We start from the raw sequence: 19,731 nt of genomic DNA, 5'->3' as shown, positions 1-19,731 counted from the left end.
CTAGGCCACATCCCGCATGACCTGCTCCCGAACCCGACCGCAGCACCGGCTGATCAGCCGGGACACATGCATCTGCGAGATCCCCAGCTCCTCGGCGATCCGGCTCTGCGTCATGTCCCCGAAGAACCGCATGTACAGAATCGCCCGCTCCCGCTCCGGCAGCGCCGCCAGCCGCGACTTCACCGCCTCACGGTCCACGACCGTGTCCAGCGCCGGATCAGGCGACCCGAGCGCGTCGCTCAGGGAGTACCCGTCCTCGCTGCCGGGCAGCTCCGCGTCCAGGGACAGGGCGGTGAAGCTCTCCAGGGCCTCCAGGCCGGTCTTGACGTCCTCCTCGCTCAGCTTCGCGTGTTCGGCGATCTCCGCCACGGTGGGCCGTCGGCCGGAGATGGTCTGGGACAGGTCCTGGGAGGCGAACCGGACGCGGTTGCGCAGGTCCTGGACCCGGCGAGGTACGTGCAGGGTCCACATGTGGTCCCGGAAGTGGCGCTTGATCTCGCCGGTGATGGTGGGCACGGCGTAGCTCTCGAAGGCGTTGCCGAGCTCGGGGTCGTACCGGTCGACGGCCTTGACCAGGCCGAGGGCCGCGACCTGGCGCAGGTCCTCGAAGCTCTCGCCGCGGCTGCGGAAGCGTCCGGCGAGGCGGTCTGCCATGGGCAGCCAGGCCTCGACGATCTCGTCGCGGAGCGCGTCGCGCTCGGGGCCGGCGGGGAGGGTGGCGAGCTTGCGGAAGGCGCCGGCGGTGTCGGGGGCGTCGTCGTGGGGGTGCTGCTTCGTGCTGGTGTGGATCGGCATGATGCGTCGCAATTCCCTTGAAGGTGCTCTGGGTTGGACGGTCACCGTGGGAGCGCATCGACTGTGCGGACCAGGGGCGCCGGTGGCGGCGCGATCGGCCGCTCCCACGGACGTGCCTCCTGTCCGAAGCACTGGGGTGCGCCTGCCCCCGGCCCTCACCCGCAAACCCGGACAGGTTTTCCGCCGTCGCGCAGGGTGACTCGTACAGATGGCTCTGTCCCCATACGTCCGGGAGGTCGTACATGAGCACCAAGGTCTCCGACCACGTCCTTGAGCGGTTGCGCGAGTGGGGGGTCGAGGAGGTCTTCGGCTATCCGGGCGACGGCATCAACGGCCTGCTGGCCGCGTGGGGCCGGGCCGAGAACCAGCCCCGTTTCGTGCAGTCGCGGCACGAGGAGATGTCGGCGTTCCAGGCTGTCGGATACGCCAAGTTCAGCGGCCGTCTCGGGGTGTGCACGGCCACGTCGGGGCCGGGCGCGATCCATCTCCTGAACGGTCTGTACGACGCCAAGCTTGACCATGTGCCGGTGCTGGCGATCGTCGGCCAGACGCACCGCACCGCGATGGGCGGCTCCTACCAGCAGGAAGTGGATCTGCACTCGCTGTACAAGGACGTCGCCTCCGACTTCGTGGAGACGGTGACGGTGCCGGAGCAGCTGCCCAACGTGCTGGACCGGGCGATTCGCACCGCGTACGCGCGTCGCTGCCCCACCGCCATCATCATCCCCGGTGACGTGCAGGAACTCGACTACTCGCCGCCGACGCACGAGTTCAAGATGGTGCCCTCCAGCCTGGACCGCAGTTCGTGGACGGCGGTTCCCTCCGACGATTCGGTGCGCCGGGCCGCCGAGATCCTCAACTCCGGTGACAAGGTGGCGATCCTGGTCGGCCAGGGCGCGGCCGGCGCGCGGGCCGAGGTGGAGCGGATCGCCGAGCTGCTCGGCGCCGGTGTCGCCAAGGCGCTGCTCGGCAAGGACGTCCTCAGCGACGAACTGCCGTACGTCACCGGCTCGATCGGCCTGCTGGGCACGCGTCCGTCGTACGAGCTGATGCGGGACTGCGACACGCTGCTGACCATCGGGTCGTCGTTCCCGTACACCCAGTTCATGCCGGAGTTCGGCAAGGCGCGGGGTGTGCAGATCGACATCGATCCGCACATGGTCGGGATGCGCTACCCGTACGAGGTGAACCTGGTCGGCGACGCGAAGGCCACGCTGGAGCGGCTGATACCGCTGATCGAGGAGGGGCGCGGGCGCGAGTGGTACGACACGGTGTGCGCCAACGTGACGCGCTGGCGTGACGTCATGGAGCGCCGGGCCGGACTCGACGCCGACCCGATCAATCCGGAGTACGTGGCCCGCGCCTTGGACCCGTTGCTTCCGGACAACGCGATCGTCGCCTCCGACTCGGGTTCGACGGCCAACTGGTACGCGCGGCACCTGACCATGCGACCGGGTATGCGGGGCTCGCTCTCCGGCACGCTGGCGACGATGGGCTGTGGGGTTCCGTACGTGATCGGCGCGAAGTTCGCGCACCCGGACCGGCCCGCGATCGCGCTGGTGGGCGACGGGGCGATGCAGATGAACGGGATGTCGGAGCTGATCACGGCGGCGAAGTACCGCCACCAGTGGGAGGACCCGCGGCTGGTGGTCGCCGTGTGGAACAACCAGGATCTGAATCAGGTCACGTGGGAGATGCGGGCCATGGAGGGCGCGCCGCAGTTCCTGCCGTCGCAAGCGCTCCCGGACGTGCAGTACGCCGCGTTCGCGCGTTCCCTGGGGCTGACCGGCATCCGGGTGGAGAAGCCGGAGGACGTCGAGGCGGGCTGGCGTGCCGCGCTGGAGGCGGACGGTCCCGCGGTGGTCGAGTTCCTGACCGACCCGGCCGTCCCACCGATCCCGCCGCACGCCACCTGGGAGCAGATGGAGGCGACCGCCGCGTCGATCCTGAAGGGCGACTCGGACCGGGGATCGGTGGTCAAGCAGGGCTTCAAGGCGAAGATGCAGGAGTTCCTGCCGGGACGTGAGAGGAAGTAGCAGTCGTCGCGGCCGTGTGGGGCACGCCGACCGGTTCGCGCCGGCCGGCGTCGTCCTGCGGCAGCAGCAGTTCTTCGTAACGGCCCAGCACCAGCACCACTCCGAGCATGAGCAGCGGAATGAGCACAGCGAGCATCGCCATGGCGTGTCCTTCCCCAGAGAGGTGTGGGGGGTGTGATCCGGGTCTCCCTCAGGCCGTGGCGCAAACCAGTGCGGAGGGCACCCATCCGGGGCGGCGAACCCGTGTCGGCGCCCGGTGTTCGGGTACGCGGTGCGGACCCCCGACCGTCTGGAGGGAGACATGCAGCGAGGCAGCGACCGGCTGAGCGTCCACCGAGACGACGAGATGAAGCACGAACTCCAGGGGCTGCTCAGGTCCGGGCACCCCACCCGCAGTGAGGAGTGGCACGACCCGGAGCCGGCCGCCGAGGACGACCCCGAGGTCGCGTACGGGCCGGTGACGCCGAGCCGTGCGCCGACGTCCCTGGAGTCGGTGCGCCTGGAGCTGGCCCGGATCCTGGGCCGCCGGGTGTTCCCCGCGAGCGCGCGCGACCTGGCCCGCGAGTTGCGCGGCCACCAGGCACCCGACGCCCTCGTCGAGGCCCTGGAGCGGCTGCCGCGCCAGGAGCGCTACGGCAATGTCCAGGAGCTGGCCCAGGCCCTGATCCGGGCCCGGGAGACCGGGCCGGAGGAGTACGCGTAAGGACCGCGGGCGGGGGCGCCGCGGGCGGGTCGGCCCGCCCGCGGCGCCCCCGCCGGAGGGGGAACGGAGGGAGGGCCTTCAGTGATGGCCGAACTGGTGAAGGACGTGATGACCCCGGGTGTGGTCGCCGTACGCCCGGACGCCTCGCTCGTCGAGGCGGCGCAGTTGATGCGTACCCAGAACATCGGCGACGTGGTGGTGGCCGACGGTCAGGACGTGATCGGCGTGCTCACCGACCGTGACATCACGGTGCGGGCGGTGGCCGACGGTGCCGACCCGATGACGGTGAGCGCGCAGTCGGTGTGCACGCCGGACCCGGTGACGGTGACGCCGGACGACCGGGTGACGACCGCGGTCACGCTGATGCGCGAGCACGCGGTGCGCCGGCTGCCGGTGGTGGAGAACGGACTGCCGGTCGGGATGGTGAGCCTCGGCGACCTGGCCGAGGCCGAGGACCCCGCGTCGGCGCTCGCCGACATCAGCCGCGCCGAGCCGGACGCCCGGGGAGGTGCGTGAGCATCGGCCAGGCGAAGGAGATCAGTGCGACCGGCGTCACCGTAGACGTCGGTGACGCCACGACCCGCTACCTGCTGTACGGGCTGCTGCCCAGCTGGTTCGTGCCCGGGGTGGCCGACTGGGTGATGCACCGGCGGACCCGTATCGAGGAGACCGCGGGCACCAAGGAGTCGTTGATCCACTCGTTGATGATGGCCGAGGTCGGCATCCCGATCGCGCTGACGCTGCGCTACGAGGTCAACCCGCTGCTGCTGAGCGTGCAGCTGGGCGGGGCCGCGGTGCACGAGGCGACGGCGCTGTGGGACGTCCGTACGGCCGTCGAGAGCGAGCGGGAGGTCAAGCCGGTCGAGCAGCACATCCACAGCTTTCTGGAGTCGCTGCCGTTCGGGGCGCTGGCCTCCCTGATGTGCCTGCACGCCGACCAGGTGAAGTCGCTGCTGCGCGGCGGCCGCGGGGACCCCGACGCGTGGCGGCTGGTGCCGCGCCGGCGGCCGCTGTCGCGCGGCTATCTGGCGGGCATCGCCGCGGCGATCGGCACCTGCGTGCTGCTGCCGTACGGCGAGGAGTTGCTGCGGTGCGTGCGCACGGGCCGCAGGAACCGCAAGAACGACAAGAACGCGAGGAGCGACGCGGCGCACTGGACTGCCGCGCGCTCCGGGAAAGGACGTTGAACATCATGCGCATCGCATTTCTGGTGGCACCCGAGGGCGTCGAGCAGGTGGAGCTGACCGATCCGTGGCAGGCCGCGAAGGACGCCGGGCACGAGCCCGTGCTGGTGTCGACGAAGCAGGGGGAGATCCAGGCGTTCAACCACCTCGACAAGGCGGACACCTTCCCCGTGGACGAGGTCGTGGGCGAGAGCGCGCCGGGCTCGTTCGGTGCTCTGGTGCTGCCGGGCGGCGTGGCCAACCCGGACTTCCTGCGGATGGACGGCAAGGCCGTCGCGTTCGTCCGGGACTTCTTCGAGCAGGGCCGCCCCGTGGCCGCGATCTGCCACGCGCCGTGGACGCTGGTCGAGGCGGACGTCGTACGCGGCCGGTCGCTGACCTCCTGGCCGAGCCTGCAGACCGACATCCGCAACGCGGGCGGCACCTGGGTCGACGAGCAGGTGAAGGTGTGTGACCACGGTGCCAACAAGCTGGTCACCAGCCGTAAGCCGGACGACCTGAAGGCGTTCTGCGAGACCTTCCTCGACGTCTTCGCCGAGGAGGCCGCCTGATGGCCTCTCCGGCCGACCGCAAGCAGGAGCAGCGCGAGGCGTTCAGGGCGGACGATCCGGCCGGCGGGCCGCTCACCACCGACCAGGGCGTCGAGGTCGACCACACCGACGACTCCCTGGCCGCGGGCGAGCGCGGTCCGACGCTGATGGAGGACTTCCACTTCCGGGAGAAGCTCACCCGCTTCGACCACGAGCGGATCCCGGAGAGGGTGGTGCACGCGCGGGGCGCGGGCGCGTACGGCTATTTCGAACCATACGAGTCCTGCGCGGAGTTCACCCGTGCGGCGTTCCTCCAGGACCCGGCCGTACGGACGCCCGTGTTCGTACGGTTCTCGACCGTGCAGGGCCCGAAGGGCTCGGCGGACACCGTGCGGGACGTACGCGGCTTCGCGACCAAGTTCTACACGTCGGAGGGGAACTACGACCTGGTCGGGAACAACTTCCCGGTCTTCTTCATCCAGGACGGCGTCAAGTTCCCCGACTTCGTGCACGCGGTGAAGCCCGAGCCGCACAACGACATCCCGACGGGCGCGTCCGCGCACGACACCCTGTGGGACTTCGTGTCGCTCCAGCCGGAGACGCTGCACGCGATCATGTGGCTGATGTCGGACCGGGCGATCCCGCGCAGCTACCGCATGATGCAGGGCTTCGGCGTGCACACCTTCCGGTTCGTCAACGCGGACGGCAAGGGCACGTTCGTGAAGTTCCACTGGAAGCCGCGGCTCGGCGTGCACTCACTGGTGTGGGACGAGGCGCAGGAGTGCCAGGGCCGCGACCCGGACTTCAACCGGCGTGACCTGTGGGACGCGATCGAGGCGGGCGAGTACCCCGAGTGGGAGCTGGGTGTGCAACTCGTGCCGGAGGAGGACGAGTTCGCGTTCGACTTCGACCTGCTCGACCCGACGAAGATCATCCCGGAGGAGCAGGTGCCGGTGCGGCCGATCGGCCGGATGGTGCTGGACCGCAACCCGGAGAACTTCTTCGCGGAGACCGAGCAAGTCGCCTTCCACACGGCGAACGTCGTCCCCGGCATCGACTTCACCAACGACCCGCTTCTCCAGGCGCGCAACTTCTCCTACCTGGACACCCAGCTGATCCGGCTGGGCGGGCCCAACTTCTCGCAGCTGCCGGTGAACCGGCCGGTCGTACCGGTGCGCAACAACCAGCGCGACGGCTATCACCAGAGCGCGATCCACTCCGGCACGAACTACTTCCCGAACTCGCTCGGCGGGGGCTGCCCGGCCCACGCGGGCGCCGGGGGAAGCGCCTACACGCATTACGCCGAACGGGTGGACGGCCACAAGATCCGCCGCCGCAGCCCGAGTTTCCAGGACCACTACAGCCAGCCGGCGATGTTCTGGAACAGCATGGCGGACTGGGAGAAGCAGCACATCGTCGAGGCGTTCCGGTTCGAGCTCGGCAAGGTGGGCGCGAGGACCGTGCGGGCGCGTACGGTCGAGCACCTGGCCAAGGTCGACGGGGAGCTGGCCGTGCAGGTGGCGCGGGGCGTCGGGGTGCCGGCGCCGTCCGGTGCGGAGACTTCGGACAAGCCGGCCTCCCCCGCACTCAGTCTGGAGTCGCTGCGCGGGGACGGTTCGATCCGGACGCGGCAGGTCGCGGTGCTCGTCACGGACGGAGTGGACGCCGAGCAGATCACCTCCGTGCGGGAGCGGCTGGCCGCGGAGGGGGCGATCGTCGAGGCGCTGGCCGCGACGGACGGGACGATCACCGGGTCCGACGGTGAGACGTACGCGGTCGACCGTGCGCTGCCTACCGTGGCGTCCGTGCTGTACGACGCCGTACTGCTGCCCGGCGGGCCCGTCGGCACCCCGCCGACGGCGGCCGACCCGGACGCGGTGCGGTTCGTACGGGACGCCTTCCGGCACGGCAAGCCGGTGGGCGCGCTCGGCTCGGGCGTGGGCGTCCTGTCGGCGCTGGAGCCCGAGGGGCTGAGGCTGTCGACGGAGTTCCAGCGCGTGGTCGCGGACCAGGGCGTGGTGACGGACACCTCGCCGGGTCCGGCGAGCGAGGAGTTCCTGAACGCGTTCGTGGACACGATCGCGGCGCACCGGCATTGGGGGCGGGGGCCGGTGCGGCACTGAGCCGGGGCCGGGGGCAGGGCCGGGCCGCGCTTGTGGGGGCGCGGCCCGGCTCGTTTCGTACTGCGAGTGTGTGCTGTGAGAGAGGCGTCTCGTGGTGTGCCGGTTGGGGCTGCGGCTCGGGTTGTGCCGGTGCGACACCCCGCGCACGAGGCGCCGGTACGGGGCGGGGGCGCGCTTGTGCGGTGCGGACCAGGCCGGGTGGTGGCGGCGCGGAGCAGCTCGCCTTGTGCCGGGGCGAACCCGGTCGGGACGGGCGGTGCCGACCCGCGCGCGAGCGGCCGGTGCGGGCCGGGGCGCGCTTGTGCGGTGCGGACCAGGCCGGGTTGCGCCGATGCGGGGCCGAGGCACACTTGTGCGGTACGGACCAGGCCGGGTTGCGCCGGTGTGGAGCGGCCCGTCCTGTGCCGATGCGAAGCCGTCATGACGGGGCGGCGTCGACCGCGCGCGAGGCGCCGGTGCGGGGCGCGGGCGCGCTCATGCGGTGCGAGCCGGGTCGGGGTGTGCCGCGCGGGCCCGTACCGACGGAGTCGCGTTGTGCCGCTGTCGGCCGGGGCGCGATCTGCCGGCCCGGGCGGGTTGCGCCGGTGCGGGCACGGGATGCGGCGCTTCGGTGCTGGTCCGGCAGGGTTCAGGTGCCGGGGGTCGTGGGAGTCGTCGACTCCCCGCTCCCCCGCTCCCGGGCCCCTTCGCGTGTGCGGCCCGCGGCCACCGGGCGCCGCGGGTTGCGGCGCAGGAACTCGCCCTCGAGCTGCGCCATGCGTTCGTTGTGTGCCCGCAGCGCGTCGTTCGAGCCGTACAGCAGCGTGTCGTGGCGCGTGCGGTGGATGGTCTCCAGCTCCTTCATGAGCTGCTGGTCGTCCAGCCGGTCAGGGTCCACTCCGGTCATGGTGTTGCCCCGCTCGTCGTGTTCGTTCATGCGGTCCGGGTACCCGCCCGGGGAGCAACTGAGCACTACCCCCGAGCGGCATCCGGGAGGGAACCATGGATCTCGCCTTTCTGCACCCACTCTACGAACACCCCGGGCCTTGGGCCTCGGTGTACGTCGACACCTCCCGGCATACGGAGGACACCCCCCATGAGCGTCAGCTCACGGCCCGGGCGATGGCCAGCCAGCTGGCCGAGCAGGGCGCGGACGAGCCGACCTGCCGGGCCGTGCAGAGCGCGATCGAGGACCTGCGGCACTCCTCCGAACCGAACGGCCGGGCCCTGTTCGCCCGCGCCGGCGAGGTGATCCTCGATCCGCCGCTGGCCCGTCCCCCGCAGGGTGACTGGGCCGAATGGGCTCCGCTGCCCCGTGTCACGCCGCTGCTGGAGCTGGCCGGCGAGGACCCGGTGTGCGTGGTGGCGTACGTCGACCGCAAGGGCGCGGACTTCGAGCTGCGCAGCGCACTGGGCAGTGAGGGCGCCGGAAGCGTCACCGGGCGCCAGTGGCCGGTGCACCGGACGAGCTCCGTGGACTGGTCCGAGCGGCATTTCCAGCTGCGGGTGGAGAACACCTGGGAGCACAACGCCGCGGAGATCGCCGACGCGCTCGCCGTGTGCCAGGAGGAGACCCGCGCCGACCTGCTCATTCTCGTCGGCGACGACCGTGAGCGGCGGTCCGTGCACGAGCGGCTGCCCAAGCGGCTGCACGGCCTCGTCGTCGAGGCGCCGCACGGCATCGGCAGCCGGCTCCTCGACGAGGACGTGGAGCGGGCCCGCGCCGAGCATGTGGCGCGGCAGGCCGAGGCGGAGCTGGAGCGGTTCCGGGCCGCCCGGAACCCGGACGACGAGGGCCGGGCCGCGGCCGTGGAGGGTGTGCCCGCGCTGGTCGAGGCGGCGCGTGAGCACCGCATCGACGAGCTGCTGATCAGGCCGGACGGGCCGGACGCGCATCGCGAGGTGTGGATCGGCGAGGACCCGGACCAGCTGGCGGTGCGGCGTACGGACCTGAAGATCCTCGGCGAGCAGCACTCCTGGCCGGCCCGGGCGGACGACGCGCTGATCCGGTCGGCCGTGGCGACGGACGCGGCGGCACTGGCCGTTGCGGAGCACGAAGTTCCGGTCGGCGGACTCGGGGCGCTGCTGCGCTGGAAGTGAGCGGGGAGCCGGGCCCCTAGCGGGCCCGTTCCACCCGGCGTTCGTCCCAGACCGGGTCCGGAGTCTCCCGGACCCGGCCGTCGCTGCCGAAGACGAGGTAACGGTCGAAGGAGCGGGCGAACCAGCGGTCGTGCGTGACCGCGAGGACCGTGCCGTCGAAGGACTCCAGGCCCTCCTGGAGCGCCTCCGCGGACTCCAGGTCCAGGTTGTCGGTCGGCTCGTCGAGCAGCAGCGCCGTCACGCCCTGGAGCTCCAGCAGGAGGATCTGGAAGCGGGCCTGCTGGCCGCCGGACAGGCGGTCGAACGTCTGCTCGGCCTGGTTCGTCAGCTCGTAGCGGCGCAGCCGCGACATCGCCGCGCCCCGGTCCTGTGAGTACTCCTTCCACAGGATGTCGAGCAGTGTGCGGCCCTCCAGCTCCGGGTGCGCGTGCGTCTGCGCGAAGTGGCCGGGTACGACCCGGGCCCCCAGCTTCCAGTTTCCCGTGTGTGCCACGTCGTCGCCGGCGAGCAGGCGCAGGAAGTGGGACTTGCCCGAGCCGTTGGAGCCGAGGACGGCGACGCGTTCGCCGTAGAAGACCTCCAGGTCGAAGGGCTTCATCAGGCCGGTCAGCTCCAGGCGCTCGCAGGTGACGGCCCGGACGCCGGTGCGGCCGCCCTTCAGCCGCATCCTGATGTCCTGCTCGCGGGGCGGCTCCGGGGGCGGTCCGGCCTCTTCGAACTTGCGGAGCCTGGTCTGGGCAGCGCGGTAGCGGGAGGACAAATCGTCGCTGTTGGAGGCGGCCTGACGCAGCGTCAGTACGAGCTTCTTCAGCTGGGCGTGCTTCTCGTCCCAGCGCCTGCGCAACTCCTCGAAGCGGGCGAAGCGTTCACGCCGGGCCTCGTGGTAGGTGGCGAAGCCGCCGCCGTGCACCCAGGCGTCGGCGCCCGCGGGGCCCGGTTCCAGGGAGATGATGCGCTGGGCCGCGCGGGCGAGGAGTTCGCGGTCGTGGGAGACGAAGAGGACGGTCTTGCGCGTCTCGGCGAGGCGCTCCTCCAGCCAGCGCTTGCCGGGGACGTCGAGGTAGTTGTCCGGCTCGTCGAGGAGGAGCACCTCGTCGGTGCCGCGCAGGAGGGCCTCCAGGACGAGCCGCTTCTGCTCGCCGCCGGAGAGGGTGCGTACTTGGCGCCACTGCGCCTTGTCGTAAGGGATGCCCAGTGCGGCCGTGGTGCACATGTCCCACAGCGTCTCGGCCTCGTAGCCGCGGGCCTCGGCCCAGTCGGCGAGGGCCTGCGCGTATTTCAGCTGGGCGGCCTCGTCGTCGACGGTCATGAGGGCGTGCTCGGCGGTGTCCACGGCGTGGGCCGCCTCGCGGATGCGGGGGATGGCGACGGACACGAGCAGGTCCCGTACGGTCGTCTCGTCGCGTACGGACCCGACGAACTGCCGCATCACGCCGAGCCCGCCGCCTACGGTGACGGTTCCGCCGTGCGGCTTGATCTCACCGGCGAGCATCCCAAGCAGGGTCGTCTTCCCGGCCCCGTTGGGTCCCACGAGGGCGACGACGGCCCCCTCCCCCACCCGGAACGAGACATCACCCAGCAGCGCCCTTCCGTCAGGCAGGTAGTACTCCAGGTGCGCGGCTTCCAGGTGACCCATGAGCGCGATTCTGCGGGGACGACGGCGCGCTGGGCAAACGCATTTCCGACCGGGTGGGGGCCGCGTCCCGGCTCAGCTGCGGACAGTCGTGCCGCCAGGGCGGCACCAGTCCCGAAGAAGCGGCACCCGGCGACGCCGTCCTGCGGACCCACCCGGCCTCAGCGACAACGCCGAGTACCGGCAGACGCGGACAGACTCAGACGCGGTCCAGAGGCCGGTGGGGACCGGTGGGAAGTTCCGCCTCGATCGTGTCCCCGGGACGCACCACGCCCCCTTCCCGCACCACGCTCATGATCCCGGCCTTGCGTACGACGTTCCCCGCCTCGTCACGTCCGACGACCCGCTTCAGCAGACCGTTCTGGAAGTTGTCGATCTGGATGCAGGGATTGCGCAGACCGGTCACCTCCAGGACCGCCGTGTCGCCGATGCGCAGCAATGTGCCGACCGGCAGACCGAGCAGATCGATGCCCTGCGTGGTGATGTTCTCGCCGAGTTCACCGGGCGCCACCTTGAACCCCTCTTCACCGACCTCGGCGAAGAGTTCCTCGTGCATGAGGTGCACCTGGCGCAGGTTCGGCTGGGTGGGATCCTGTGCGACGCGCGAACGGTGCTTGACCCTCACACCGGCGTGCACGTCCCCCTCCACTCCGAGACCGGCGAGCAGCCTGATGCTGTCCCGGTTCGGCTTGGTGAACGAGTACTCCCCGTTGCTGCTGACCGCCGTCACTATCCCGCTCATGCCTCGGATCCCCCTCTTCGGTCACGATGATCACCCCGAGCCTGCCCGTGGACGGTCGGTGTGTCCACCCCTCGGGGTACCCGCATGCCATGACGCCCGCCGCCCTGGACCCCGTCCTGTCCCGCCTGAACCGCAGCGCGAACCACGGCGCCCTGTGGCTCGCGGCCGCCGCCGCCCTCGCGGTCACCCGCACTCCCCGTGCCCGCCGCGCGGCGACCCGGGGACTGGCCTCACTCGACCTCGCCTCCCTCACCGTCAACGCCCTCGGCAAGCGCACCCTCCTCCGCCCCCGCCCGGCACCGGCCCCGCTGGTGGGGCAGCCGAAGCGGCGGCCGATCACCACCTCGTTCCCCTCCGGGCAGGCCGCGGCCGCCGCCGCCTTCGCGACCGGTGTCGCCCTGGAGTCCCCCGCCTGGGGCACGGTCGTCGCCCCGGTGGCCGCCTCCGTCGCCCTTTCCCGCGGCCACGCGGGCGCGCACTTCGCGAGCGACGTCCTGACGGGCGCCGCCCTGGGTGTCGGTGCCGCGTTCGCAGTGCGGGGCATGGTGCCGACGCGCGGCCAGGTCGCCCCGCCGGCCCACCCTCGCGCCGAGGTTCCGGCGCTGCCGGACGGCGAGGGACTCGTGCTGGTCGCGAACACCGCCGCGGGGAGCGCCGAGCGTGCCCGCGCCCTGCGGGACGCCCTCCCCCGGGCCGAGGTCGTCGAGTGCGAGCCGGGAGACGTGCCCGCAGAGTTGGAGGAGGCGGCCGCCCGCGCCCGGGTCCTCGGCGTGTGCGGCGGTGACGGCACGGTGAACGCCGCCGCCCGCGTCGCGATCCGTTTCCACCTGCCCCTCGCGGTGCTGCCGGGCGGGACGCTGAACCACTTCGCCTACGACCTGGGCATCGAGGACGTACGCGATCTCGCCCGCGCGCTGCGTGAGAGCGAGGCCGTGTGCGTGGACGTGGGCCGGTACTCCTGCGGCGGGAAGCACGGTGTCTTCCTCAACACGTGCAGTGTCGGCGTCTATCCGGAGCTCGTGCGCGAGCGGGAGCGCTGGTCGCACCGGATCGGCGGCTGGCCCGCCGGCGTGTTCGCGGCCCTGCGCGTGCTGCGGGCCGACCGGCACCCGCTGGAGGCCGAGTTCCAGGGCCGCACGCGCCCCCTGTGGCTGCTTTTCGCCGGGAACGGCACCTACCACCGCATGGGGCTGGCGTCCGGGCGCCGGAAGGACCTCGCGGACGGGCAACTCGACGTGCGGGTCGTGCACGGTGGACGCCGGCCGGCGGTCAGGCTGCTCGCCGCCGCCCTCGCGGGGCCGCTGACCCGCTCCCCCGCCCACGCCGCCGTCCAGGTGGGACGGCTGCGGCTGGACCACGTGGCGCCCGGCACCCTCCTCGCCTACGACGGTGAGGTCATCGAGGTGGAGGGCCGCGTCACCCTGGAGAAGCTGCCCGAGGCGCTGACCGTCTACCGGCCGATCCCTTCCGACTGACGAACCATCAGTCCATATGGCGAGAATGTGGTCTCAACATGCGGCCGAGCTGCGTACGGTGACCCCATGCCGACCCGAACGGAATAGGGGGGATCCGCCATGCCGGAACCACGGGAGACCGCTGTCTACACGCACGGGCACCACGAATCGGTGCTGCGTTCGCACACCTGGCGCACCGCCGCCAACTCGGCCGCATATCTGGTGCCGTCGCTCCGCCCCCACATGAAGATCCTGGACGTCGGGTGCGGACCGGGCACCATCACCGCCGACCTGGCCGCGCTCGTGCCCGACGGACATGTCACCGGCGTCGACCGGGAGCCGGAGATCCTGGAGCGGGCCCGTGCCACGGCTGCCGGGCGGGGGCTGGCCAACGCCGACTTCGCGGTCGCCGACGTGCACGCCCTGGACTACCCGGACGACACGTTCTGCGTGGTCCACGCCCACCAGGTGCTTCAGCACGTGGGCGATCCGGTGCGGGCGCTGAGCGAGATGAGGCGGGTGGTGAAGCCCGGGGGCCTCGTCGCCGTGCGGGACGCCGACTACGAGGCCATGACCTGGTTCCCGGCGTCCGAGGGGCTCGACGACTGGCTGGACCTCTACCGCCGGGTCGCCCGGGCGAACGGCGGTGAGCCGGACGCCGGGCGCCGGCTGAAGGCGTGGGCGCTGCGAGCCGGGTTCGCGGACGTCACGGCGACCTCCGGCACCTGGACCTTCGCCACGCAGGAGGAGCGGGCCTGGTGGAGCGGGCTGTGGGCGGACCGGACGCTGGCGCCGGCGTACGCGGACCGCGCCCGGCTGGGCGGGCACGCGAGCGAGGCGCGGTTGCGTGCCGTGGCCGACGCCTGGCGGCAGTGGGGGGAGCGGGAGGACGGCTGGTTCACCGTGCTGCACGGAGAAATTCTCTGCCGAAAGGACGCCTGAAATACGGATTCGGGGACACCCTAAAAGCAGGAGGTTCGAATTATGGTTCCCATCCTGCTGGTACTGCTTCTGGCTTTGATCCTTTTCGGCGCCGGATTCGCAGTAAAGGTACTCTGGTGGATCGCGTTGGCGGTTCTGGTTCTGTGGCTCCTGGGATTCTTCGTCCGTGGTACGTCGGCGACCGGAGGCAGGGGCCGGTGGTACAGGTGGTGAATTAGCCCCCGTCCCGGGGAAGCAGCGGTCCGAGCGGCCCGAGGTCCAGATTGAGGTCCTCGGGCCGCAGTCCGTAGCGATCGCGCAGTTCCGCCATCCGCTCCTCCAGCAGCATGAGAGTGAGCCCGATCCGCTCCTCCTGCTCCTCGCTCAGATCCCCCCCGTCGAACCGGCGCAGCGCCTGACGCTCCATGAGCTGGCGCAGCAGCTCCACCACCGTGAGCACGAGTTTGACCAGGTCACGCTCGACGGTGTCGGGTTCCAGGTCCAGCCGGTTGCGGCGCGGCCGCGGATCCTGCGCGGGCTGGTCGGACGACGTCACAGCAACTCCTCGAACGGGGAGGGCACCTGGGCGTTCACCGAGCTGATGAGCGCGTTGAGGTCGATACGGACGAGGTCGACGTCGGCGATGCGCAGCGTGATGTCCCCCGTGATCACGACACCGCCGGCGAGCAGCCGGTCGAGCAGGTCCACCAGGGCGACCTCGCGGCGTTCCACTACGGTCACGGCCTCTCCCTGTCGGTCATGTGGCCTCCCCGGCGAAAGAATAGGCCGCCCAGGGTCCGGTGAGTTCGACACGCATTCCGGGCACCTCGCCCTTCGTGCGGTCCACCATTTCCACGAATTCCTCGGAATGCGCGCGCGGTACGAGATAGGCGGCGTTCAGTACGTTCCGCCCGGTCGCTTTGGAAAGCGTGGGGTTCTGCGGGGGGTGCAGCCGGGAATCCTCCGCGAAGGCGGAAAGCCTTTCGTGCAGTCGACTTGCGAAGCTTTCCGCCTTCTGCCACATCTCCTCGTGCGACCTGGTCTGCATACGCCGCTGCCGCAGGTAGTCACGGCCCGACGTGGCTTTCTGCGCGGGCCGGGGGCTCTCCTGCGGTTCGGACTCGGCATACACCTTCACGCCCCACTCGACACGGCCCTCCAGCCGCTCGAGGGTGCGCCGGAAGTCCTCTTCACGGGCCTCGATCATCGTCCGTACGCCGCTGTCGTCCCGGAAGACGGTGCCGAGCCGCAGCGGCAGCGGGGTCGTGACGGTGGTGAGCGCGTCGATGACGCCCTGGTGGGCGCGGGCGGTCTCGGTGAGCCAGTCGAGGTCCTCCAGATGGGCGCGGAGCGGTTCCTCCGCGAAGTCCCGCTCCGGTACGTGGCTGACCACGGCGACGAGGCCGTGGTGGTTCAGCGCTCTGGGCGGATCGCCCGCCACCCCCGTCAGCTGGGACTGGAGCGGCGTGCCGAAGGGGCGGCAGACGGCGTAGACGTACCGCAGTCCGGTCACGATGCCTCCTTCTCCTGCGCACGGCCGGGCTCCAGTTCCTCCAGCCGGGCCAGCCTCTCGCGCAACTCGGCGTTCTCACGGGTCAGTTCGTCACGGCGGGCCCGCGAGCTCAGTGCCGGATCGGTCTCCCACCAGTCGATGCCCATCTCCTTCGCCTTGTCCACCGAGGCGACGATCAAACGCAGCTTGATGGTGAGGAGTTCGATGTCGAGCAGGTTGATACGGATGTCGCCCGCGATGACGATGCCCTTGTCGAGCACCCGTTCCAGGATGTCGGCGAGGTTGGCGCCGCTTCCATGGCCGTAGGGTTCGGGCATCCTGCTGGGCGTCGTCATCGCCGGCTCCCGCCTTCGGCGTACTCGTCCTCGTACTCGTCGGCCTCGTCCTCTTCGTACTCCCCTTCAGGTTCTTCCTCGGGCTCTTCCCGGGGCTCCTCCTCGGGCGCTTCCTCGTCGTCGTACTCGGACTCGGCTTCGTCCTCGTACTCGCCCTCGGGTTCCTCCGCGCCTTCCTCTTCCGGCTCCTCCTCGGCGTACTCGTCCTCGGGCTCCTCACCCTCGGGGCGCTCGTCCTCGGACTCCTCGGCGAGGGCGTCCTCGTGGCTGCGGACGAGCTCGCCGTCGCGGATCTCGCCGCGCCAGCCGTCCTCCGCCTCACCCTTGATCGTGATGAAGCGGACGAAGTTCTTCAGGTCGAGCCGGGCACGGCGGCCCTGGGCGCGCCAGATGTTGCCGGTCTTCTCGAACAGGCCCGTGGGGTAGTACTCGATGACCAGCAGGACCCGCGTGAGGTTGTCGGCGAGGCTATGGAAGGAGACCACGCCCTTCGTCGTGCCCTTGGCGCCTTCCGACGCCCACGCGATGCGGTCGTCGGGCACCTGCTCCGTCGTCTTCGCCTTCCAGCTGCGGTTGGACCAGAAGACCTTCAGCTGCCAGTCCGACGTGGTGTCGTCGGCCCTGTTCGCGCTCTTGACACCTTTCGCGAACGTGCTGAAGTCCTGGTACTGGGTCCACTGGTCGTACGCCGTGCGCAGCGGTACGCCGACGTCGATGTGTTCGATGATGACGGTGGGCTTCTTGCCCGCCGAGCGCTTGCCCTTGCCGCCGCCCAGGTTCTTCAGGGCGTCCGTGACCTTGTCCTTGACGCGTGAGCCGCCGGTCTCCAGTGCGGCACGCACCGGGCCCTTGCCCTCGGCGAGCTTGCGGCCGCCGTCGAGGGCGAGCTTGCCGAAGCCGGGGCTGTTGCCCTCGGCGATGTCGTTCAGTCTGTTGGTGGTCTCGCCGAGCTTGCGGCCCACGCCGGTCAGCATGCGGGTGGCCTGGGCGGTGAGGTACTCCTGCAACTCGGCCTTCAGCCGGTCGGCGGCCTCGCTGTGGGCCGCGTCGGTGAGCGGGTTCTTCCTCGCTCCGTTTGCGGCGGAGGTCGCTGATCCGAGAGTGTCGGTCATTCCTCACCGCCTCCCTTCGGCAGCCGGGTCCGGGAACTGCCGCCCCTGTTCCCGGCGGAGGCCGCCTTCTTCGCGGCCGTGGTCTTCTTCGCCGCCGCCTTCCGGCCCGCCGTCTTCTTGGCAGGGGCCTTCTTGGCAGGGGCCTTCTTCGCCGTCTTCTTCGCCGTCTTCTTCGCCGGCGCCTTCTTGGCCGGGGCCTTCTTCGCCGCCTGCTTCGGGGCCGGCTCCCGCTCCTCGTCCTCCTCCGGCCCGGAGTCCTCGGCCTCGACCTCGGGCTCCTCGTCCTCGCTGTCGCCCGCGCCGGGCACCACGCCCGCCAGCTGGTCGCGCACCTGGGCCGTACGGCCGTGCAGCCGGTCGGCCAAGGCGTCGAGCTGCCGCTCGACCATGGCACCGGAGGCCGCCTTGCCGACACCGCGCAGATCCTGCCGCAGCTGGTCGCCGATCTCCTTGAACTGCGGGTTGTTCCGCAGCTGCTGCTGGACCAGGTCCGCGACCATGCGCGGGCTCAGGTTCATCCGCTTCCCGGCCACCAGGCCGCCGACGGCCGCCGCCATCTTCAGTTTCTTGGTCCGTCCCAGGAGGTATCCGGCCCCCACGGCGAGACCCAGTCCCACTCGGTTCATTGTGTTGTCCCGTTGCCCGTTCCCGCGCTCCCGCGCGAAGCGATCTCCAACCGGTCGAGGAGTTCGTCCTCGAGGCGGTCGAACTCCTCCTCGGTGATCTCACCGGCCTCCAACTGCTCTTCCAGACGGGACAGTTCGGCCCGGACTGTGGCGGGGTCGTAGTAGATCCGCTCGGCCTCCTGGAGCACCTGTCTGATGGCCCAGGCGCTGCCGCGCACCGGTGCGAACGGCAGCAGCAGCACCTCCGAGATCAGGCCCACGTCGTCACTCCGCTCCGGTGCCCGTGCCGCTCGTCACCGTGCCCGTCGGCTCGGTCTGGCCGGGCTCGACGAAGCTGTACGGCGGCAGCGGTCCGTTGACACGCACCTCCAGGTGCGGCAGTTCCTTGCGGGCCTCTTCCACGGCCGCCAGGAAGTTCTCGGCGGACTCCCGGTCCACCAGGAACGACACGTTGGCCAGCCAGCCGGTGGACTCGGGGCCCACGCTCACGTCCTCGGCGGACGGTTCCAGGACGCGCTGGAGTGCGGCGGCGTCCTCGGCCTCCCGGCCCTTGACCGCGGCCGCGACCATCTCGCCGAGCCGGATCTTGTCGTCGTAACTGCCGCCACCTGCCTGCCGGTTGGCCTCCGCGAGACCGCGGATGTCCGGGTTCTCGGCCATCACCTGGTGCAGTACGGCCTCTTCGACGTGGTTGGCCTTGACGTTGTACTCGACCCGGCCGTCCAGGGCCCGCAGGCGCTCCTTGTAGTGCTCGGCGCGCTCGGCGAGGACCCCGGTGATCGAGTTGTCGTCCGGGGCGACGCTGCCGAACCGCATGGGCAGCACACAGCCGGCCGCGCCCGCCTCGCTGAGCACGTTCTGGTGGGCGAGCAGGTCCTTGCGCTTGGGCCGCAGCCCTTCGGGCGCCTCGCTGACGACGGCCGCCAGGTCGCCCTCGCGCAGGATGCGCACCGGGCGTGGCGGGTCGCCGACACCGCCCATGCCCTCGGGGAGCCCGGGGTGCGAACTCGCCGCGATGCCGTAGACGTAGGTGCTCACTCCTGCTCCTCCTTCCGGCGGGCGGACGTGCTCTTACGGGCTCGCGGACGGGACTCGGTCTCCTGCTCGGAGCCTTCGGAACGCGCCTGCTTGAAGGCGTCGGAGATGGTTTCGGCGGCGCCGGACAGCGCCCCCTTCGACTTGCCGCGCGCGCCGGACTCGGTCATCTCCCCGACCAGGTCGGGCAGGCCCGGGTCCTTGCGCGGCCCGGCCTCCAGGTCGAGCCGGTTGCACGCCTCGGCGAAGCGCAGATAGGTGTCGACGCTGGCGACGACGACGCGAACGTCGATCTTCAGGATCTCGATGCCGACCAGGGAGACTCGCACGAATGCGTCGATGACGAGCCCCCTGTCCAGAACAAGTTCAAGCACGTCGTAGAGACCGCTGCTGCCGCCTCCGCCTCCGGTCTGCTGTGCCGGTACGACTGTCATGCCGGATGTCCCTCCTTGTCTGTGGGTTCGGGTGCGCTCGGGCGGTCCTAGCGCCCGCTCCTTCGCGAGTCGGACCGCCCCCGCTCGTAGCGGCGGACGCGCCGATAACCCGTGAGCTGTCCCTGGCCGTCGAGCTCCACCTGATAGCTCGCCATCAGGCTCATCGTGTCGGGCACGCGCTCGAGTTCGAGGACCTCGACCTCCAGCGCCCAGCCCTGCTCGGTCTGCTCGAAGGACGACACGGACTCGGCGGTCATGCCGGTGAGCTCCGCGAGCTGGCTGCGCGCCTGGCGCAGCACCTCCATGGGGCTCGGCCGGTCGTCGGCCGTATTACCAGTTGACTTGTGCGAATTCTGGGAGTTCTTCTGTGAACTCTGTGACTCTTGCGGGTTTTTTGTGTTCGACATGGCCACCTCCCCCTTCGTGTGGCCGCAAGCGTGTTCGCCAAACCTGTACGGGCGCATGCATCTGCCACG

General features: G+C 70.9%; 24 protein-coding genes. 10 read left to right on the top strand and 14 right to left on the bottom strand.

What is annotated here, in order from left to right; all coding sequences use genetic code 11:
* A complete protein-coding gene (locus AOQ53_RS23170; protein WP_059420090.1) occupies positions 1 to 795 on the bottom strand; it encodes an RNA polymerase sigma factor SigF in 795 nt (264 codons plus the stop codon).
* A 242-nt stretch (positions 796 to 1,037) separates the two neighbouring features.
* Between AOQ53_RS23170 and AOQ53_RS23165 the strand changes: the two genes are divergently transcribed.
* From AOQ53_RS23165 to AOQ53_RS23140, 6 genes are all read left to right on the top strand, one after another.
* Positions 1,038 to 2,831 carry a thiamine pyrophosphate-requiring protein gene (locus AOQ53_RS23165; protein WP_059420088.1) on the top strand — a complete coding sequence of 598 codons (1,794 nt, stop codon included), beginning with the start codon at positions 1,038 to 1,040 and terminating at the stop codon, positions 2,829 to 2,831.
* A gap of 301 nt (positions 2,832 to 3,132) precedes the next feature.
* Positions 3,133 to 3,534, top strand: a complete 402-nt coding sequence (locus tag AOQ53_RS23160; RefSeq protein ID WP_059420087.1) for a DUF2795 domain-containing protein — start codon at positions 3,133 to 3,135, stop codon at positions 3,532 to 3,534.
* Between the two features lie 84 nt (positions 3,535 to 3,618).
* Positions 3,619 to 4,050: a CBS domain-containing protein gene (locus AOQ53_RS23155; protein WP_059420086.1), complete on the top strand. Its 432-nt coding sequence runs from the start codon at positions 3,619 to 3,621 to the stop codon at positions 4,048 to 4,050.
* Positions 4,047 to 4,721 (top strand): hypothetical protein, encoded by a 675-nt coding sequence (locus tag AOQ53_RS23150; RefSeq protein ID WP_059420085.1) that lies wholly within the window; start codon positions 4,047 to 4,049, stop codon positions 4,719 to 4,721. Before AOQ53_RS23155 ends, AOQ53_RS23150 begins: the two co-directional genes overlap by 4 nt.
* A 5-nt stretch (positions 4,722 to 4,726) precedes the next feature.
* The gene (locus AOQ53_RS23145; RefSeq protein WP_059420084.1) at positions 4,727 to 5,269 is read left to right on the top strand and encodes a type 1 glutamine amidotransferase domain-containing protein; all 543 of its coding nucleotides are present in this window, start codon (positions 4,727 to 4,729) and stop codon (positions 5,267 to 5,269) included.
* Positions 5,269 to 7,371 carry a catalase gene (locus AOQ53_RS23140; protein ID WP_059420083.1) on the top strand — a complete coding sequence of 701 codons (2,103 nt, stop codon included), beginning with the start codon at positions 5,269 to 5,271 and terminating at the stop codon, positions 7,369 to 7,371. The genes AOQ53_RS23145 and AOQ53_RS23140 overlap by 1 nt, the downstream gene beginning before the upstream one ends.
* Before the next feature lie 628 nt (positions 7,372 to 7,999).
* On the opposite strand, the gene AOQ53_RS23135 is transcribed toward AOQ53_RS23140, so the two are convergent.
* Positions 8,000 to 8,287, bottom strand: a complete 288-nt coding sequence (locus AOQ53_RS23135) for a DUF6158 family protein (protein ID WP_010038687.1) — start codon at positions 8,285 to 8,287, stop codon at positions 8,000 to 8,002.
* Positions 8,288 to 8,352: 65 nt separating this feature from the next.
* Between AOQ53_RS23135 and AOQ53_RS23130 the strand changes: the two genes are divergently transcribed.
* Positions 8,353 to 9,450 carry a baeRF2 domain-containing protein gene (locus AOQ53_RS23130; protein ID WP_059420081.1) on the top strand — a complete coding sequence of 366 codons (1,098 nt, stop codon included), beginning with the start codon at positions 8,353 to 8,355 and terminating at the stop codon, positions 9,448 to 9,450.
* 16 nt (positions 9,451 to 9,466) lie between these two features.
* On the opposite strand, the gene AOQ53_RS23125 is transcribed toward AOQ53_RS23130, so the two are convergent.
* Together AOQ53_RS23125 and AOQ53_RS23120 are read right to left on the bottom strand one after the other, a co-directional pair.
* Entirely contained in the window at positions 9,467 to 11,086 is a 1,620-nt protein-coding gene (locus AOQ53_RS23125; RefSeq protein WP_059420079.1) for an ATP-binding cassette domain-containing protein, read from the bottom strand.
* A 196-nt stretch (positions 11,087 to 11,282) separates the two neighbouring features.
* Positions 11,283 to 11,825: an MOSC domain-containing protein gene (locus AOQ53_RS23120; protein WP_078945449.1), complete on the bottom strand. Its 543-nt coding sequence runs from the start codon at positions 11,823 to 11,825 to the stop codon at positions 11,283 to 11,285.
* Positions 11,826 to 11,914: 89 nt separating this feature from the next.
* Here AOQ53_RS23120 and AOQ53_RS23115 point away from each other — a divergent pair, with 89 nt between their 5' ends.
* From AOQ53_RS23115 to AOQ53_RS23105, 3 genes are all read left to right on the top strand, one after another.
* The gene (locus AOQ53_RS23115; RefSeq protein WP_174523331.1) at positions 11,915 to 13,300 is read left to right on the top strand and encodes a bifunctional phosphatase PAP2/diacylglycerol kinase family protein; all 1,386 of its coding nucleotides are present in this window, start codon (positions 11,915 to 11,917) and stop codon (positions 13,298 to 13,300) included.
* A gap of 99 nt (positions 13,301 to 13,399) precedes the next feature.
* Positions 13,400 to 14,221: a class I SAM-dependent methyltransferase gene (locus AOQ53_RS23110; protein ID WP_059420077.1), complete on the top strand. Its 822-nt coding sequence runs from the start codon at positions 13,400 to 13,402 to the stop codon at positions 14,219 to 14,221.
* A 42-nt stretch (positions 14,222 to 14,263) separates the two neighbouring features.
* Positions 14,264 to 14,434: a hypothetical protein gene (locus tag AOQ53_RS23105; RefSeq protein WP_059420075.1), complete on the top strand. Its 171-nt coding sequence runs from the start codon at positions 14,264 to 14,266 to the stop codon at positions 14,432 to 14,434.
* A 1-nt stretch (position 14,435) separates the two neighbouring features.
* On the opposite strand, the gene AOQ53_RS23100 is transcribed toward AOQ53_RS23105, so the two are convergent.
* The 10 genes from AOQ53_RS23100 to AOQ53_RS23055 are packed head-to-tail and all read right to left on the bottom strand — an operon-like array spanning position 14,436 to position 19,662.
* Entirely contained in the window at positions 14,436 to 14,756 is a 321-nt protein-coding gene (locus AOQ53_RS23100) for a gas vesicle protein K (protein WP_059420074.1), read from the bottom strand.
* Complete coding sequence (locus AOQ53_RS23095; RefSeq protein ID WP_003994122.1) at positions 14,753 to 14,941, bottom strand: gas vesicle protein; 189 nt, start codon at positions 14,939 to 14,941, stop codon at positions 14,753 to 14,755. Before AOQ53_RS23095 ends, AOQ53_RS23100 begins: the two co-directional genes overlap by 4 nt.
* Positions 14,942 to 14,957: 16 nt before the next feature.
* Positions 14,958 to 15,713: a GvpL/GvpF family gas vesicle protein gene (locus AOQ53_RS23090; RefSeq protein ID WP_059420073.1), complete on the bottom strand. Its 756-nt coding sequence runs from the start codon at positions 15,711 to 15,713 to the stop codon at positions 14,958 to 14,960.
* Positions 15,710 to 16,048, bottom strand: coding sequence for a gas vesicle protein (locus AOQ53_RS23085; RefSeq protein ID WP_059420071.1), 339 nt, complete (start codon positions 16,046 to 16,048; stop codon positions 15,710 to 15,712). The genes AOQ53_RS23090 and AOQ53_RS23085 overlap by 4 nt, the downstream gene beginning before the upstream one ends.
* Positions 16,045 to 17,160 carry an SRPBCC family protein gene (locus AOQ53_RS23080; protein ID WP_059420070.1) on the bottom strand — a complete coding sequence of 372 codons (1,116 nt, stop codon included), beginning with the start codon at positions 17,158 to 17,160 and terminating at the stop codon, positions 16,045 to 16,047. Before AOQ53_RS23080 ends, AOQ53_RS23085 begins: the two co-directional genes overlap by 4 nt.
* Positions 17,157 to 17,786 carry a hypothetical protein gene (locus AOQ53_RS23075; RefSeq protein ID WP_059420069.1) on the bottom strand — a complete coding sequence of 210 codons (630 nt, stop codon included), beginning with the start codon at positions 17,784 to 17,786 and terminating at the stop codon, positions 17,157 to 17,159. Before AOQ53_RS23075 ends, AOQ53_RS23080 begins: the two co-directional genes overlap by 4 nt.
* Positions 17,783 to 18,046, bottom strand: a complete 264-nt coding sequence (locus AOQ53_RS23070) for a gas vesicle protein GvpG (RefSeq protein ID WP_059420067.1) — start codon at positions 18,044 to 18,046, stop codon at positions 17,783 to 17,785. The genes AOQ53_RS23075 and AOQ53_RS23070 overlap by 4 nt, the downstream gene beginning before the upstream one ends.
* 4 nt (positions 18,047 to 18,050) lie before the next feature.
* Positions 18,051 to 18,824 (bottom strand): GvpL/GvpF family gas vesicle protein, encoded by a 774-nt coding sequence (locus tag AOQ53_RS23065; RefSeq protein ID WP_059420066.1) that lies wholly within the window; start codon positions 18,822 to 18,824, stop codon positions 18,051 to 18,053.
* Positions 18,821 to 19,255 (bottom strand): gas vesicle structural protein GvpA, encoded by a 435-nt coding sequence (locus AOQ53_RS23060; RefSeq protein WP_010038714.1) that lies wholly within the window; start codon positions 19,253 to 19,255, stop codon positions 18,821 to 18,823. The genes AOQ53_RS23065 and AOQ53_RS23060 overlap by 4 nt, the downstream gene beginning before the upstream one ends.
* A gap of 47 nt (positions 19,256 to 19,302) precedes the next feature.
* On the bottom strand, positions 19,303 to 19,662 hold the full coding sequence (locus AOQ53_RS23055; RefSeq protein WP_078945452.1) for a gas vesicle protein GvpO: 360 nt from the start codon (positions 19,660 to 19,662) through the stop codon (positions 19,303 to 19,305).
* Positions 19,663 to 19,731 lie beyond the last annotated feature (69 nt).

It is taken from the genome of Streptomyces azureus (assembly GCF_001270025.1).
Lineage (GTDB): Bacteria > Actinomycetota > Actinomycetes > Streptomycetales > Streptomycetaceae > Streptomyces > Streptomyces azureus.
Note: the sequence above shows the minus strand (reverse complement) of the source record. Positions and strands in the feature narration are given on the sequence as shown.

Bases quoted from the DNA above. Each gene is read 5' to 3' on its own strand.
- AOQ53_RS23170 (WP_059420090.1), bottom strand. From the start codon at position 795: ATGCCGATCCACACCAGCACGAAGCAGCACCCCCACGACGACGCCCCC.
- AOQ53_RS23165 (WP_059420088.1), top strand. From the start codon at position 1,038: ATGAGCACCAAGGTCTCCGACCACGTCCTTGAGCGGTTGCGCGAGTGG.
- AOQ53_RS23160 (WP_059420087.1), top strand. From the start codon at position 3,133: ATGCAGCGAGGCAGCGACCGGCTGAGCGTCCACCGAGACGACGAGATG.
- AOQ53_RS23155 (WP_059420086.1), top strand. From the start codon at position 3,619: ATGGCCGAACTGGTGAAGGACGTGATGACCCCGGGTGTGGTCGCCGTA.
- AOQ53_RS23145 (WP_059420084.1), top strand. From the start codon at position 4,727: ATGCGCATCGCATTTCTGGTGGCACCCGAGGGCGTCGAGCAGGTGGAG.
- AOQ53_RS23140 (WP_059420083.1), top strand. From the start codon at position 5,269: ATGGCCTCTCCGGCCGACCGCAAGCAGGAGCAGCGCGAGGCGTTCAGG.
- AOQ53_RS23135 (WP_010038687.1), bottom strand. From the start codon at position 8,287: ATGAACGAACACGACGAGCGGGGCAACACCATGACCGGAGTGGACCCT.
- AOQ53_RS23130 (WP_059420081.1), top strand. From the start codon at position 8,353: ATGGATCTCGCCTTTCTGCACCCACTCTACGAACACCCCGGGCCTTGG.
- AOQ53_RS23125 (WP_059420079.1), bottom strand. From the start codon at position 11,086: ATGGGTCACCTGGAAGCCGCGCACCTGGAGTACTACCTGCCTGACGGA.
- AOQ53_RS23120 (WP_078945449.1), bottom strand. From the start codon at position 11,825: ATGAGCGGGATAGTGACGGCGGTCAGCAGCAACGGGGAGTACTCGTTC.
- AOQ53_RS23115 (WP_174523331.1), top strand. From the start codon at position 11,915: ATGACGCCCGCCGCCCTGGACCCCGTCCTGTCCCGCCTGAACCGCAGC.
- AOQ53_RS23110 (WP_059420077.1), top strand. From the start codon at position 13,400: ATGCCGGAACCACGGGAGACCGCTGTCTACACGCACGGGCACCACGAA.
- AOQ53_RS23105 (WP_059420075.1), top strand. From the start codon at position 14,264: ATGGTTCCCATCCTGCTGGTACTGCTTCTGGCTTTGATCCTTTTCGGC.
- AOQ53_RS23085 (WP_059420071.1), bottom strand. From the start codon at position 16,048: ATGACGACGCCCAGCAGGATGCCCGAACCCTACGGCCATGGAAGCGGC.
- AOQ53_RS23080 (WP_059420070.1), bottom strand. From the start codon at position 17,160: ATGACCGACACTCTCGGATCAGCGACCTCCGCCGCAAACGGAGCGAGG.
- AOQ53_RS23075 (WP_059420069.1), bottom strand. From the start codon at position 17,786: ATGAACCGAGTGGGACTGGGTCTCGCCGTGGGGGCCGGATACCTCCTG.
- AOQ53_RS23060 (WP_010038714.1), bottom strand. From the start codon at position 19,255: ATGACAGTCGTACCGGCACAGCAGACCGGAGGCGGAGGCGGCAGCAGC.
- AOQ53_RS23055 (WP_078945452.1), bottom strand. From the start codon at position 19,662: ATGTCGAACACAAAAAACCCGCAAGAGTCACAGAGTTCACAGAAGAAC.